This window comes from Afipia birgiae 34632, from assembly GCF_000308295.2.
In the GTDB taxonomy this organism is placed as follows: Bacteria; Pseudomonadota; Alphaproteobacteria; order Rhizobiales; family Xanthobacteraceae; genus Afipia; species Afipia birgiae.
Map to the genome: position 1 here is coordinate 1,811,417 of NZ_HG326652.1, position 13,620 is coordinate 1,825,036.

The 13,620-nt window shown below is 60.0% G+C and carries 13 protein-coding genes; 5 read left to right on the forward strand and 8 right to left on the reverse strand.

What is annotated here, in order from left to right; translation table 11 throughout:
* Positions 1 to 6: 6 nt before the first annotated feature.
* The 6 genes from BN32_RS08650 to rpiA form a co-directional block, all read right to left on the reverse strand.
* Positions 7 to 1,758, reverse strand: coding sequence for an NAD+ synthase (locus BN32_RS08650; protein ID WP_019197761.1), 1,752 nt, complete (start codon positions 1,756 to 1,758; stop codon positions 7 to 9).
* A gap of 55 nt (positions 1,759 to 1,813) precedes the next feature.
* The gene (locus tag BN32_RS08655; protein ID WP_040426175.1) at positions 1,814 to 2,167 is read right to left on the reverse strand and encodes a diacylglycerol kinase; all 354 of its coding nucleotides are present in this window, start codon (positions 2,165 to 2,167) and stop codon (positions 1,814 to 1,816) included.
* A 14-nt stretch (positions 2,168 to 2,181) separates the two neighbouring features.
* Complete coding sequence (locus BN32_RS08660; protein WP_019197763.1) at positions 2,182 to 3,570, reverse strand: class II 3-deoxy-7-phosphoheptulonate synthase; 1,389 nt, start codon at positions 3,568 to 3,570, stop codon at positions 2,182 to 2,184.
* A 187-nt stretch (positions 3,571 to 3,757) separates the two neighbouring features.
* Positions 3,758 to 5,143 (reverse strand): glutathione-disulfide reductase, encoded by a 1,386-nt coding sequence (gene gor, locus BN32_RS08665; RefSeq protein ID WP_019197764.1) that lies wholly within the window; start codon positions 5,141 to 5,143, stop codon positions 3,758 to 3,760.
* Between the two features lie 18 nt (positions 5,144 to 5,161).
* Positions 5,162 to 5,668, reverse strand: a complete 507-nt coding sequence (locus BN32_RS08670; RefSeq protein ID WP_019197765.1) for a DUF2059 domain-containing protein — start codon at positions 5,666 to 5,668, stop codon at positions 5,162 to 5,164.
* An 11-nt stretch (positions 5,669 to 5,679) separates the two neighbouring features.
* Entirely contained in the window at positions 5,680 to 6,390 is a 711-nt protein-coding gene (gene rpiA / locus BN32_RS08675) for a ribose-5-phosphate isomerase RpiA (protein WP_019197766.1), read from the reverse strand.
* A gap of 163 nt (positions 6,391 to 6,553) precedes the next feature.
* Here rpiA and BN32_RS08680 point away from each other — a divergent pair, with 163 nt between their 5' ends.
* The 5 genes from BN32_RS08680 to BN32_RS08700 all read left to right on the forward strand — a co-directional run bounded on the left by BN32_RS08680 (position 6,554) and on the right by BN32_RS08700 (position 11,185).
* A complete protein-coding gene (locus BN32_RS08680) occupies positions 6,554 to 7,231 on the forward strand; it encodes an HAD-IA family hydrolase (protein WP_019197767.1) in 678 nt (225 codons plus the stop codon).
* Between the two features lie 159 nt (positions 7,232 to 7,390).
* Positions 7,391 to 7,834: a hypothetical protein gene (locus BN32_RS08685; RefSeq protein WP_019197768.1), complete on the forward strand. Its 444-nt coding sequence runs from the start codon at positions 7,391 to 7,393 to the stop codon at positions 7,832 to 7,834.
* 112 nt (positions 7,835 to 7,946) lie between these two features.
* Positions 7,947 to 8,984: a GTP 3',8-cyclase MoaA gene (gene moaA / locus BN32_RS08690; RefSeq protein ID WP_040425588.1), complete on the forward strand. Its 1,038-nt coding sequence runs from the start codon at positions 7,947 to 7,949 to the stop codon at positions 8,982 to 8,984.
* 238 nt (positions 8,985 to 9,222) lie between these two features.
* Positions 9,223 to 9,753: a TRAP transporter small permease subunit gene (locus tag BN32_RS08695; RefSeq protein ID WP_430641913.1), complete on the forward strand. Its 531-nt coding sequence runs from the start codon at positions 9,223 to 9,225 to the stop codon at positions 9,751 to 9,753.
* Between the two features lie 25 nt (positions 9,754 to 9,778).
* A complete protein-coding gene (locus BN32_RS08700) occupies positions 9,779 to 11,185 on the forward strand; it encodes a TRAP transporter large permease (protein WP_019197771.1) in 1,407 nt (468 codons plus the stop codon).
* 79 nt (positions 11,186 to 11,264) lie between these two features.
* Here BN32_RS08700 and BN32_RS08705 read toward each other — a convergent pair whose 3' ends face one another.
* The gene (locus BN32_RS08705; protein WP_019197772.1) at positions 11,265 to 12,353 is read right to left on the reverse strand and encodes a TRAP transporter substrate-binding protein; all 1,089 of its coding nucleotides are present in this window, start codon (positions 12,351 to 12,353) and stop codon (positions 11,265 to 11,267) included.
* 174 nt (positions 12,354 to 12,527) lie between these two features.
* The gene (locus BN32_RS08710; RefSeq protein WP_019197773.1) at positions 12,528 to 13,616 is read right to left on the reverse strand and encodes a TRAP transporter substrate-binding protein; all 1,089 of its coding nucleotides are present in this window, start codon (positions 13,614 to 13,616) and stop codon (positions 12,528 to 12,530) included.
* Positions 13,617 to 13,620 lie beyond the last annotated feature (4 nt).

Consider the following 13,620-nt stretch of genomic DNA (forward strand, 5'->3'; position numbering starts at 1 on the left):
ACGAGCCTAACCTTCGAACGCTTCCGCTGAACCGCGGCTCGATCGCGTCACGAGCGAATGATCGGGGGCGGCGGGCGCTTTCCCTGTATCCCGGAATTTATTGATGATCGGATAGCGGCGGTCGCGGCCGAAATTCTTGCGCGTCACCTTCACGCCCGGTGCGGCCTGACGGCGCTTGTATTCGGCGATATTCAACAACCGATCGATGCGCGTGACAGTTTCCCGATCGAAGCCCTCCGCGATGATCGAGGCCAGTGGCTCTTCGCGCTCGACCAGCCTCTCGAGGATTGCGTCCAGCACATCATACGGCGGCAACGAATCCTGATCGGTCTGGTTTTCGCGCAATTCCGCCGTCGGCGGACGCGTGATGATATTCGGCGGGATGACCTCGCCGGACGGACCAAGCGCCTCCTCGGGCTTCCATGAATTGCGCAACGTCGAAAGCCGGAACACTTCCGTCTTGTAGATATCCTTGATCGGGTTGTAGCCGCCGTTCATGTCGCCATAGAGCGTGGCGTAGCCGACCGACATTTCGGACTTGTTGCCGGTGGTCACCAGCATCGAACCGAACTTGTTGGAAATCGCCATCAGGAGGACCCCGCGCGCGCGCGCCTGCAGGTTTTCCTCAGTGACATCGCGCTCACGCCCCACGAATGCCGGCTTCAGGATTTCCTCAAACCCGTGCACGGCCGCTGCAATTGGCAGCACCTCGTACTTAATGCCGAGTTGCTTCGCGAGCCTCGCTGCATCGTCCAGCGATTCCTGGGCGGTAAACCGAAACGGCAGCATCACGCCGCGCACTCTGTCCGCGCCGAGCGCATCCACTGCAATAGCTGCGCACAAGGCGGAATCGATCCCGCCCGACACACCGAGCAGCACACCGGGGAAACCAGTCTTGCCGACATAATCCCGCAAACCGAGCACGCAGGCGGCGTAGTCGCCCTTGTCGCCGTCGAGCACCGGCGTTACCGGCCCCTTGCAGTTCCAGCCGCCCTCACCTTTGGTCCACCGCACTGTCGTGATGTCTTCCACGAAGCCCGGCAACTGGAAGGCCAGCGAGCGGTCCGCGTTCAGCGCGAAGGACGAACCATCAAACACCAGTTCGTCCTGCCCACCGATCTGGTTGAGATAGATCAGCGGCAGTCCGCTTTCAGCCACACGGGCAACGGAGACCGACAACCGCATGTCGTTCTTCTCACGCGTATAAGGCGAGCCGTTCGGCACGATCAGAATTTCCGCGCCGGTCTCCGCGAGACATTCGGTGACGTTTTCGTAGTCTTCGGATTCTTCCATCCATGTGTCTTCACAGATGGGCACGCCGACCCGCACACCGCGGATCGTGACCGGGCCGGATACCGGCCCGCGCGCGAACACGCGCTTTTCGTCGAACACGCCGTAGTTCGGAAGATTGACCTTGAAGCGCAGCGCTGCAATCCGGCCGTCGTCGAGCAGCGCACAGGCGTTATAGAGTTTGTCGTCCTCGACCCAGGGTGTGCCGATCAGCACCGCCGGTCCGCCATCAGAGGTTTCGCGCGCGAGCGCTTCAACCTCGGCACGGCAAGCGGCCTGAAATGCTGGCTTGAGGACAAGGTCTTCCGGCGGATAACCGGCCATGAACAGTTCAGGCAGCACCAGCAAATCTGCGCGGTCGGATTTCGCCCGCGCGCGAGCTGCACGAGCCCTGGCAGCGTTGCCCGTGACGTCACCGACGACGGGATTGAGCTGCGCGAGCGTGATCGTGAACTGAGACTTGGTCATGATCGCTTTTAGCCCGCCGACTGCGGCATCTGCAATTGCTCAATATGAGCACAATTCAGATGAGACCTATGCGCTCGCCGATGGCAAACAGCCAGAATGCGCCCGCAATCAGCAGTGTGACGCCGACCGCAGCCGATCCCATGTCCTTGACGCGACCGATCTGGGGGTCGTGATCGGTAGTGAGACGGTCGGCGAGCTTTTCAATGGCGGTGTTCAGGAGTTCGACCACCATCAGCAACAGCACAACCATCACAAGTTCAAGACGGCGTACCGGCGTGACGCCGATCAGCCATGCCAATGGGATCGCCAGCAGGAGCGCAATCAACTCTTCGCGGAAGGCTTGTTCGGAACGGAAAGCAAATGCCAATCCGTTCCGGCTGTTGATCGTGGCGCGGCACATCCGCGACAGCACCACTCGCACCATCAGAACCCCGCAACGGCCGGCATCGGGTTCACCTTGCCAACGCGCTCCTGCTTAAGCAGTTCGGCGATCAGGAAAGCCATGTCGATCGATTGCTCGGCGTTCAGGCGCGGATCGCAGACCGTGTGGTAACGGTCGTTGAGGTCCTCGTCGGTGATCGCGCGTGCGCCGCCGATGCATTCGGTGACGTCCTGTCCGGTCATTTCCAGATGAACGCCGCCGGCATGGGTACCTTCCGCCGCATGGATGGTGAAGAACGACTTCACTTCGGACAGCACGCGATCGAACGGCCGGGTCTTGTAGCCGGACGTCGATGTGATGGTGTTGCCGTGCATCGGATCGCACGACCAGACCACAACACGGCCTTCCCGCTGCACAGCACGGATCAGCTGCGGCAAGTGCGCGTCAACCTTGTCCGAACCGAAGCGGTTGATCAGTGTCAACCGGCCCGGCTCGTTGTCCGGATTCAGGACGTCGATCAGCTTGATCAGTTCATCCGACTTCAGCGATGGTCCGCACTTCAGGCCGATCGGGTTCTTGATGCCACGGAAGTATTCGATGTGGCCGTGATCGAGCTGACGCGTGCGGTCGCCGATCCAGATCATGTGCCCCGTGGTCGCGTACCAGTCGCCGGTCGTGGAATCCACGCGCGTGAAGGCCTGCTCGTAGCCGAGCAGCAGCGCCTCGTGGCTGGTGTAGAAGTCGGTCGCGCGCAGTTCCGGATGCCTCTCCAGATCGAGGCCACAGGCGCGCATGAAGTTCAGCGCCTCGGAAATACGATCGGCCAGTTCCTTGTAACGGCGTGACTGCGGCGAATCCTTGAGGAAGCCGAGCATCCACTGATGCACGCTGCCGAGATTGGCGAAGCCACCGGTCGCGAAGGCGCGTAACAGGTTCAGCGTCGCCGCCGATTGCCGGTACGCCATCAACTGGCGCTGCGGATCGGGAGTGCGCGCTTCCTTCGTGAAAGCCGTATCGTTGACGATGTCGCCCCGATAGCTCGGCAATTCGACATCGCCCTGCTTTTCCATCGGCGAGGAACGCGGCTTGGCGAATTGACCAGCGATGCGGCCGACCTTCACAACCGGCAACGCGCCGGCATAGGTCAGAACCACCGCCATCTGCAGCAGCACGCGAAAGAAATCGCGGATGTTGTTGGCGCCATGCTCGGCGAAGCTCTCGGCGCAGTCGCCGCCCTGCAGCAGAAAGGCTTCGCCGGCCGCAACACGGGCCAGCGCCTTCTTCAGGTTGCGCGCTTCACCTGCAAAAACCAGCGGCGGAAACGTAGCAAGCTGCGCCTCGACATCGGCCAACGCTTTCGCATCGGGATAGTCTGGCACTTGCATGACTGGCTTCTTGCGCCAGCTGTCGGGCGTCCACCGCTCGGACATGACTGAAACTCCTCAGGAAACGGCAATAAGTGATAGCGCCGGGTTATACACAGGTGATCCCGGTCTTGCCAGTTGCAAATCGGCATGACGGATCAGTGACTTGCCGGCTCAAATATGCCGCCTTGTCAGGCCGTCTGCCGCTAGGGGATTTTCGGGCCGCCCTTTGGTCCAGCTCGATCCGGGTGGATTATTCGGCGGCCTGACGGACGTGACGGGCGCTTGGGCTGCGCAGGGTCACCAGCTCTTCTGCCGCGGTCGGATGGACCGCAATCGTTGCGTCGAAGTCGGCCTTGGTGGCCTTCATTTTCACGGCGATGCCGACGATCTGTATCAGCTCGCCCGCCTCCGGCCCTACGATATGACAGCCGAGGATGCGGTCGGTCGAGGCATCGACGATCAGCTTCATCATGATCCGGGATTCGCTTCCCGACAGTGTCGATTTCAGCGAACGGAAGTCGGTCTTGTAGATGTCGACGTGGGTATATTGGGCCCGCGCCTCGGCTTCGTTCAGTCCTACGGTGCCGACCTCGGGCTGGGTGAACACGGCCGTCGGAATATCGGCGTGGTCAACGCGCGTCGGCCGCTTGCCGAACACCGTGTCGGCGAAAGCATGCCCCTCTCGGATCGCGACGGGGGTCAGATTGAGACGATGCGTGACGTCGCCGACAGCGTAGATGTGCGGCACATTGGTCTGCGAAAATCCATCAACCGCAATGCCGCCATTGACCGGGTTGAGCGCAACGCCGGCCTTCTCCAACCCAAGTCCTTTGACGTTAGGATGTCGTCCGACCGCGAACATCACCTGATCGGCGGCGATGCTCGATCCATTCGACAGATGTGCCGTGAAAGCTTCACCGTGTTTGTCGATCCTGGTGACGATACATCCCGTCAGCACCGTGATGCCGGACTTTTCCATTTCGCTGCGCACATGCGCACGCACGTCGTTGTCGAAGCCACGCAGGATATTTTCGCCACGATAAATCACGGTCACATCCGCACCAAGGCCAGCGAAGATGCAGGCAAATTCGAGCGCGATGTAGCCGCCCCCCTGAATCACGATACGCTTCGGAAACGTCTTGAGATGAAACACCTCGTTGGAGGAGATCACATGCTCGATGCCCGGAATGGCCTCGCCGTGGCTCGGCGTGCCGCCGGTGGCGATCAGGACATACTTTGCTTTGACCGTTTCACCGGTCGAAAGCCGCAGCGTGTGAGCGTCCTCGAACGTCGCGCGGGCCTTTATAACTTTGGCGCCGGCTTTCTCGACGTTAAATGTATAGGCGGCCTCAAGCCGCGCAATTTCCCGGTCCTTGTTGGCGATCAAGGTTGGCCAGTCGAATGTCGCGGACGGAATGGTCCAGCCAAAACCGGCAGCGTCATCCAGTTCATGACGGACATGAGACGCGTAGACTAATAGCTTCTTGGGCACGCAGCCGCGGATCACGCAGGTTCCGCCCATACGGTATTCCTCGGCGACCAGGACGCTTGCACCGTAACCGGCGGCGATCCGGGCTGCGCGTACGCCGCCCGAGCCACCGCCAATCACGAGCAGATCAACGTTCGAGTCCGCCATCTGGAATTCCGATCGTACTTAAATGTCCTTGCCGCGCTTCTTCATTTCAGCACGAAACTTGCCGTTGATTTCTTCGCCGAACTTCTGCGCCCACTGATCCATATATTGACGCGCAGTATTGAATGCCACTGGCTCCTGCGCGATCACCTTGACGCCGAGCGGCGACTTGTAGAACGCCGCAAGCTCCTTCAACTCCTGCTCGGTGAAGGCGGCGGCGTAAATCCGCGCCATTTCCTCGCCGATTTCCTTCTCGCGGCCAGCGAGATCCTTCGCGACCTGAACGGCGACTTCGTTGAGGTCCTTCTGATAGTTCAGGTTGGACTGCAACAGCACGTCCTTGGTCCGCTGTACGAGGCCGGGGACCGCGCCCTGATAGATCGCACTGACGTTCTTGGACGCGAGGACTTCCTTGGCATAGCCGATGGCGGCAGCGGACGGCGGCTTCGGAGCCTGCGCCATCGCACTGCTCACCATCAGGGCGAGCGTCGCGCCGGCTGCGAGCAACACGTTCGAAAACTTCTTCATCTCAATTCTCCTCAATTGCGGCGCAAGGGCCGTTCAACAACGCGAATACCCTGGGGACCGGCGAGCACGGCCGTGCGCGCGAGACCGATAAACAAGCCATGCTCGACTACACCCGGGATCGAATTCAGTGACGTCGCCAGCCTTGGGGAATCCGGTATTCGCCCAAGCCGGGCATCAACAATCCAGTGGCCGCCATCGGTGACGAAAGCATGGCCATCCTTGGCCTTGCGGATATCCATTTGCCCGGAAACGCCATTTTCGGCAAAGGCCACCTCAATGGCCCGGCGCGTCGCGCCGAGACCAAAGGGGACGACTTCGATCGGCAACGGAAAACGCCCCAGGGTTTGGACCCACTTCGACTCATCCGCGATCACAATCATCCGGTCTGAGGCAGCCGCGACGATCTTCTCCCGCAGCAAGGCCCCGCCTCCGCCCTTGATGAGTTCGAGATCAGGATCGATTTCATCGGCGCCGTCCACGGTAAGGTCGAGCCGATCGACTTCTTCGAGTGTGGTGAGCGGCACGCCGCAACGCTCGGCATCGGCCCGCGTCGCTTCGGAGGTCGGGACGCCAATAACCTTCAGGCCTGCCTGCACACGTTCGCCGAGCAGTTCGACAAAGTGCTTGGCGGTGGAGCCGGTGCCAAGCCCAAGCTTCATGCCGTCCCGCACCTGCTCAACCGCACGCGCCGCAGCCTGTCTTTTCAGATCGTCCATCGACATTGTCGCCCTCGACGTTCCGTTCCCGTGGAACGCGAGGCATATAGCGCGGTTTCCGCAGTGGTGGATACGGCCTTGGGGGCGAAAACCGCCAAAAGGGACTGGCATAAGACCAATCCCACCACAGGACTTGCATGATCCTGCCCCACCCGCTAGCGATCCCGCCATGGCCACTCCCCCCCTGATTGTCTTCGATCTCGACGGCACCCTCGTTGACACCGCGCCCGACCTGGTTGGGGCAGTGAACTTCGTTCTCCAGCGTGAGGGCCTCCCGCTCGTGCCGGTTGCATCTGCGCGCAATATGATCGGGGCCGGCGCGCGCAAGCTGATCGAGCGGGGCCTGGAACTGGAAGGCCTGGTCATGAGCGTCGCGGATATCGACCGGTTGACCACCGATTTCATCGCCTACTACAAGGACCACATCGCCGACGCTTCACGCCCGTTCGACGGCCTCCATGCTGCCCTCGACAGGCTGGAAGGGCGGGGATTCAGGTTCGCCGTCTGCACCAATAAGCTGGAGAGCCTCTCGAAGCTTTTGCTCGCCAAGCTGGATATGACCGGGCGATTTGCGGCGATCTGCGGAGCCGATACGTTCGGGGTGGCGAAGCCCGATCCCACCATCTTGCGCCAAACCATTGCCCAGGCCGGCGGGGAGGTCTCGCGATCAGTCATGGTCGGTGACTCGGGACCGGATATCGGGGTCGCGCGGCGAGCCGGTGTTCCGGTGATCGGGGTGGAATTCGGCTACACAGAAATCCCGATTGGAGAGCTGAAGCCTGACACGATCATTGGTCACATGCGGGAACTGCCTGACGCTGTCGAAAACCTTCTTAAACAGACGTAAGGCATTGATATTTATTATATTTATGCCGCGCCAAATTTCCGACGCGGCATTAACCTTCTCTTAACGAATGCAATGCGACCCGTTGCGCGGGCGGAACGACACTTCTAAGGTCCGCGCGGGGACTATGCGGCTTTCACCGCATCACATGACGGATGCACCATGCGTATCATTGTTGTTGTTGCGGCGGGTCTTGGCCTCGCGGGCTGCTCATCGTTCTCCATGCCTGATATGTTCAAGTCGACGCCGCCAAGCGCAACGATTCAGCTTGAATCTCTGCCAACTGGCGCTGAGGCACGCGCCTCCAGCGGCGAGACCTGCAAAACCCCCTGCTCGCTTTCGGTCGCTGCGGTTGAGAATCTCTCGGTGGCCTTCTCGCTGCCGAAGTATCAACCGGAAACGGTCCCGGTTCAGATTATCAGAGATCCAAGCAGCCCCGGTAGCGTCGTCGTCGATCCAAACCCGGTCTACGCCGAGTTGCAACCGGCGCTTCCCACCAAGAAGGGTGCCAAAGCGGCGCCAAAAGCCAAAAAACCACGGCCCGCGCCAGCGGCCGCTGAGCCTGCCGAGCCGAACTCCCCCTTCCCGCCGCCGCCGAGCCGCTGACGGTTCCTGCGGACAGTTTCATTGTGTCCGCATCAGATCATCCCTAGATTGTGACTGGTATGCCAAGCTGGCGACAGCGGCTTGATATTGAGTGACAACCAAGGCGCCCTGAATGAACGGATCGCTTCCGAATTCCATGGCAGCATCGACCACGTCCCCAATGACCGATCCTTTCGGGCGGATGATCAAATATCTGCGCGTGTCGGTGACCGACCGCTGCGATCTGCGCTGCTTCTATTGCATGTCGGAAGACATGACATTCCTGCCGAAATCGGACCTGCTCTCTCTCGAAGAACTCGACCGGCTATGCTCGGCTTTCATCGCCAAGGGCGTTCGAAAATTGCGCCTGACGGGCGGCGAACCCCTGGTCCGGCGCAACGTCATGTCTCTGGTGCAGTCCCTCTCCCGCCACCTCGATACCGGCGCACTCGACGAACTGACCCTGACAACGAACGGCTCGCAGCTCGAGAAGTTTGCCGTCGAACTCAGAGACGCCGGCGTCCGGCGCATCAACGTCTCGCTGGACACTCTCGACGCCGCTAAGTTCCGCGCCATCACGCGCTGGGGAGACCTCGACAAGGTACTGCGCGGCATCGAGGCTGCGCGGGCTGCTGGCCTCAAGGTCAAGATCAATGCTGTCGCGCTGAAGAACATGAACGAGGACGAGATCCCCTCGCTGATGGAATGGGCACACGGCAAAGATATGGACCTCACTCTGATCGAGGTCATGCCGATGGGCGATATCGGCGAAGGACGTATCGACCAATACCTGCCGCTGTCATTGCTTCGGGCTCGCCTCGCCGCGCGATACACGCTGACCGACCTCGCTGACGACACCGGCGGCCCGGCGCGTTACGTTCGCATGAGCGAGACGGGCGGCAGACTCGGTTTTATCACGCCGATGACCCACAACTTCTGCGAATCCTGCAACCGGGTTCGCGTCACCTGCACCGGGACGCTCCATACCTGCCTCGGCCACGAGGATGCCTCTGACTTGCGCAAGCCGCTGCGGGCATCAAGCGACGACGCCCTGCTTGCAGCTGCGATCGACCGGGCCATCGGGCTCAAGCCGAAGGGCCACGATTTCATTATCGACCGTCGCCACAATCGGCCGAGCGTCAGCAGGCACATGAGCGTAACCGGCGGCTAAGGCTGCAATTATTGCTTCCACGTGCCGATTTCTTGACATTAATTTCCTACACCGGTGCGCGGCGGTAGCTTCGTCATCGTTTCATCGCAAAACATCCAAACTTCCAATTGACGGCAACGAAAGTCGCTGAAATGGTGCCGCCGCGTCATATTGCCTCGGCAGAGTAGAGCCGCGCCTCGCGCATACGGGGTAAGAAAAAGCAAATGCATGCAGGTTGATCCGGGGGGATGCGTTGCACATCGTAAAATTCACGCGCGTTGTCGACGGCATCAGCGATGTCGCCGGTTACATAGCGAAATGGCTTGTGCTTCTCGCCTGCCTCGTGAGTGCAGGCAACGCGATCGTCCGTTATCTGATCAGCTTCAGTTCGAACGGACTGCTGGAGATCCAGTGGTACATGTTCGGCGGCATCGTGCTTCTCGGGGCAGCGCAGACGCTGCGGCTTAACGAGCACGTCCGCGTTGATCTGCTGTATTCGTGGGTCTCGGACAGGACGCGGCTGTGGATCGACATCTTCGGCTTCACGGTCTTTCTGCTCCCGGTGATGGCCTACCTCACCTATCTGACTTGGCCTTTCTTCTTCAATTCTTTCCAGTCGAAGGAACTGTCGATGAACGCGGGCGGGCTGATCCTGTGGCCCGCGAAGGCTCTGCTCCCCACTGGTTTCGCATTGCTCTTTATTCAAGGCCTTGCCGAACTTGCCAAGCGCATTGCGGCGCTCGCTGGCGCGATACGCATCGACACGCATTACGAAGCTCCTCTGCAATAGCAACCGCACGAGACGGGATTAATTGATGTTTTCGCACGGCGTATTTCCCCCGTTGATGTTCGGGACCATGATCCTGTTCATGCTGATCGGCTTTCCGGTCGCATTCTCATTGGCTGCGGTCGGATTGTTCTTCGGCATTCTCGGAATCAATACAGGCCACTTCGACCCGTCGTTCCTGCAGGCTCTGCCCTTCCGCTTTTACGGAATCATTTCAAACGACCTGCTGCTGTCGATTCCGTTCTTCACCTTCATGGGTGCGATTCTTGAGCGATGTGGTCTCGCTGAGGACCTGCTCGAGGGCACCGGCCAGTTGTTCGGAAAGATTCCAGGCGGCCTCGCCTATGCCGTGATCATCGTCGGCGCCATTCTTGGCGCAATCACCGGCACGGTGGCTGCGTCCGTCATCGCAATGGGCGTGATTTCGCTGCCCATCATGATCCGCTACGGTTACGACATGCGCCTTGCGACCGGTGTCATTGCCGCGTCCGGAACGATTACGCAGTTAATCCCGCCGTCGCTCGTGCTGATCGTGCTTGCCGACCAGCTCGGCCGCTCCGTCGGCGACATGTATCTCGGCGCGATCGGCCCTTCGATTCTGCAAGTCGCGATCTTCTTGCTCTACATCGTGGGCGTGTCGATCCTTCAGCCACAGAAGATGCCTCCCATCCCCGAGTCGGCACGAGAGCCGATGGACTGGAAACTTGTCAGCCGCGTGCTGTGGGGCATGATCCCTTCGATCGTCTTGATCTTCCTCGTTCTCGGTACCATCGGACTCGGTCTCGCAACCCCCACCGAGGCCGGCGCCATGGGCGCGGTGGGGGCGATGGTTCTCGCAGCGATGCATCGCCGCCTGACGTGGCCGCTGGTCGAACAGGCCATGACGTCCACGATGCGCCTGACGGCCATGGTGGTGTTCATCCTCATCGGTTCAACCTGCTTCAGCCTCGTATTCCAGGGAATGGATGGCGCGCGCTGGATCGAGCACCTACTGACGGGCCTGCCCGGCGGAGTCGTCGGCTTCCTGATCTTCGTCAACATTTTCGTGTTCTTCCTGGCGTTCTTCCTCGACTTCTTCGAGATCGCCTTCATCATCATCCCATTGCTTGCGCCGGTTGCCGCGAAGCTCGGCATCGATCTGGTCTGGTTTGGTGTTCTGCTCTGCGTCAACATGCAGACGTCGTTCATGCATCCACCGTTCGGCTTCGCGCTGTTCTACCTGCGCGGCATCGCCCCACCTGAAGTAAAGAGCTCAGATATTTACTGGGGCGCCATGCCTTGGGTACTGATGCAGGTTATCCTGGTCATTATCGTGATCTACTGGCCGGGCGCGGTGACTTACTGGATCGACACCACCAAGGTCGATACCACCAACATCAAGATCGAAATCCCGCAGATCGAAATGCCCCAGCTCGACCTCGGGCCATCGAAGTAGCCGACGGCAACGGGACAACGAAAAGCGCCCGGCCTCGTCTGAGGCCGGGCTTTATTTTTCACGCTTGCGTGATGGAATCTCAGCTTCGTGTGCGCGAACGGATCTGGAAGCTGTCGAAGCCGTACTCAGCGACCTGCCACCACGTGTATTGATCGTTACGAAACGCGGCCATCGCCTCATACATTTTCTTGAAATTAGCGTTGGTCGCCGATGTCTCGGCATAAACCTCGTTCGCGGCCTTCAGGGAGGCATCCATGATCGACGCCGAGAACGGACGCAACTGCGTTCCGCTTGCTACAAGCCGCTTCAGCGCAGGTGGGTTGTAGGCATCGTAACGCGCCTGCATGGTCTCGTTGGCCAGCGTCGACGCCGTCTTGAGGATCGACTTGTAGCCGGCCGGCAACGCTTCCCATTTTGCAAGGTTGACAAGGTTGTGCAGCGAGGGGCCGCCTTCCCACCAGCCCGGATAGTAATAGTACTTCGCAACCTTCTGAAACCCGAGCTTCTCGTCGTCGTAGGGACCGACCCACTCAGCGGCATCGATGGTGCCCTTCTCAAGCGACGGATAGATGTCGCCGCCGGCAACCTGCTGCGGCACCACACCGAGCTTGGTCAAGACTTTTCCGGCGAAGCCGCCGATCCGCATTTTCAGACCGCTCAGGTCAGCCGGATCCTTGAGCTCCTTCCGGAACCAGCCACCCATCTGGCAGCCCGTGTTTCCAGCCAGAAGCGCAACAACGTTGTGGGGCTTCAGAAACTCGTTGAAGAGTTCGGAGCCGCCGCCAACCTGCAGCCAGGCGGTTTGCATGCGACTGTTCAGGCCGAACGGCACGGCGGTCCCGATCGCAAAAGTCGGATCCTTTCCGACGTAGTAGTAGGTGGCCGTATGGGCCATTTCCACGGTGCCGTTCGACGCCGCATCAAGCGCCTGCAAGCCAGGAACGATTTCGCCGGCAGCGAAAACCTGAATCTGGAACTTGTTGTCAGTGGCTTCCGCAACAGCTTTCGAAAACACTTCGGCCGCGCCGTAAATCGTGTCGAGAGACTTCGGGAAGCTGGACGTCAGACGCCATTTGATTTCAGGCGATGACTGGGCAATGGCAGGTGATGCCATCGCGGCACCGGCTGCGCCGATACCCGCGACTTTGATAAATTCGCGACGTTTCATGAATAACTCCCTGAATGTGATTGTGTATTCACCCACCTTTCTTTTTGCGGCTTGGGTTGAGCATGGAACAACTGGTTCCCAATATCCACGCCGATTTCATAAACCGCACTGCAAAAGAAAGCCCGGCCTCCTTACGAGGCCGGGCTCATTCGGACTACTTCGGGTCCGACGAAATCAGCCGCGGGTGCGCGACCGGATCATGAAGCTGTCGTTGGTGTACTCAGCAACCTGCCACCACAGATACTGATCCGAACGGTAGGCCTGCATCGCATCAATCGCCTTCTTGAAGTCGGCATTCTTTGCCGAGATTTCGGCCCAGAGTTCGTTGGTCGCCTTCAGGCATGCGTCGAGCACTTCGTTGGTGAACGGACGCAGCTGCGTGCCGCTGGCCACCAGACGCTTCAGTGCGCCGGGATTCTGCATGTCGTAACGTGCAGGCATCCAGCCGTTAACGTGTGCCGCCGCATTGGTCAGGATTGCCTGATAATTCTTCGGCAGCGCGTTGAATTTCTCAAGATTGGTGAACGCGTGAACCGTCGGCCCGCCTTCCCAGAAGCCCGGGTAGTAGTAGTACTTCGCGACCTTGTTGAAGCCGAGCTTTTCGTCGTCATACGGACCGACCCACTCGGCAGCGTCAATGGTGCCCTTTTCCAGCGAAGGATAGATGTCGCCGCCCGCAAGCTGCTGCGGAACGACGCCGACCTTGGCCAGCACCTGACCGGCGATGCCGCCAATGCGCATCTTCAGGCCCTGAAGATCGGCAACCGTCTTGATCTCCTTGCGGAACCAGCCGCCCATCTGGGTGCCGGTGTTGCCGCAAGGCAGGCCCAGAACGCCGTACTTTTTGTAAAACTCGTTGGCAAGATCGTTGCCGCCACCCTGATCGAGCCACGAATTCTGCATGCGTGTATTGAGGCCGAACGGCACCGATGCGAAAATGGCAAAGGTGGGATCCTTACCGACATAGTAGTAAGACACCGTGTGGCTCATTTCGACCGTGCCGTTGGAGGTCGCGTCGAGCGCCTGCAGACCGGGAACGATTTCGCCCGCAGCAAACACCTGAATCTGGAATTTGTTGTCGGTCATTTCGGCGACGTACTTCGAGAGCTGCTCGGCGCCACCGTAGATGGTGTCGAGCGACTTCGGAAAGCTGGACGCCAGGCGCCACTTAACTTCGGGCGACGACTGGGCGATGGCAGGCGAAGCAACCGCAGTTGCTGCTGCTCCGGCGGCAGTTACTTTCAAAAAATCACGACGCTTCATTAGG

Coding starts and splice junctions, on each gene's coding strand:
- moaA (WP_040425588.1), top strand. CDS start 7,947: ATGAACGGATCGCTTCCGAATTCCATGGCAGCATCGACCACGTCCCCA.
- BN32_RS08650 (WP_019197761.1), bottom strand. CDS start 1,758: ATGACCAAGTCTCAGTTCACGATCACGCTCGCGCAGCTCAATCCCGTC.
- BN32_RS08660 (WP_019197763.1), bottom strand. CDS start 3,570: ATGTCCGAGCGGTGGACGCCCGACAGCTGGCGCAAGAAGCCAGTCATG.
- BN32_RS08700 (WP_019197771.1), top strand. CDS start 9,779: ATGTTTTCGCACGGCGTATTTCCCCCGTTGATGTTCGGGACCATGATC.
- BN32_RS08705 (WP_019197772.1), bottom strand. CDS start 12,353: ATGAAACGTCGCGAATTTATCAAAGTCGCGGGTATCGGCGCAGCCGGT.
- gor (WP_019197764.1), bottom strand. CDS start 5,143: ATGGCGGACTCGAACGTTGATCTGCTCGTGATTGGCGGTGGCTCGGGC.
- rpiA (WP_019197766.1), bottom strand. CDS start 6,390: ATGTCGATGGACGATCTGAAAAGACAGGCTGCGGCGCGTGCGGTTGAG.
- BN32_RS08685 (WP_019197768.1), top strand. CDS start 7,391: ATGCGTATCATTGTTGTTGTTGCGGCGGGTCTTGGCCTCGCGGGCTGC.
- BN32_RS08670 (WP_019197765.1), bottom strand. CDS start 5,668: ATGAAGAAGTTTTCGAACGTGTTGCTCGCAGCCGGCGCGACGCTCGCC.
- BN32_RS08680 (WP_019197767.1), top strand. CDS start 6,554: ATGGCCACTCCCCCCCTGATTGTCTTCGATCTCGACGGCACCCTCGTT.
- BN32_RS08710 (WP_019197773.1), bottom strand. CDS start 13,616: ATGAAGCGTCGTGATTTTTTGAAAGTAACTGCCGCCGGAGCAGCAGCA.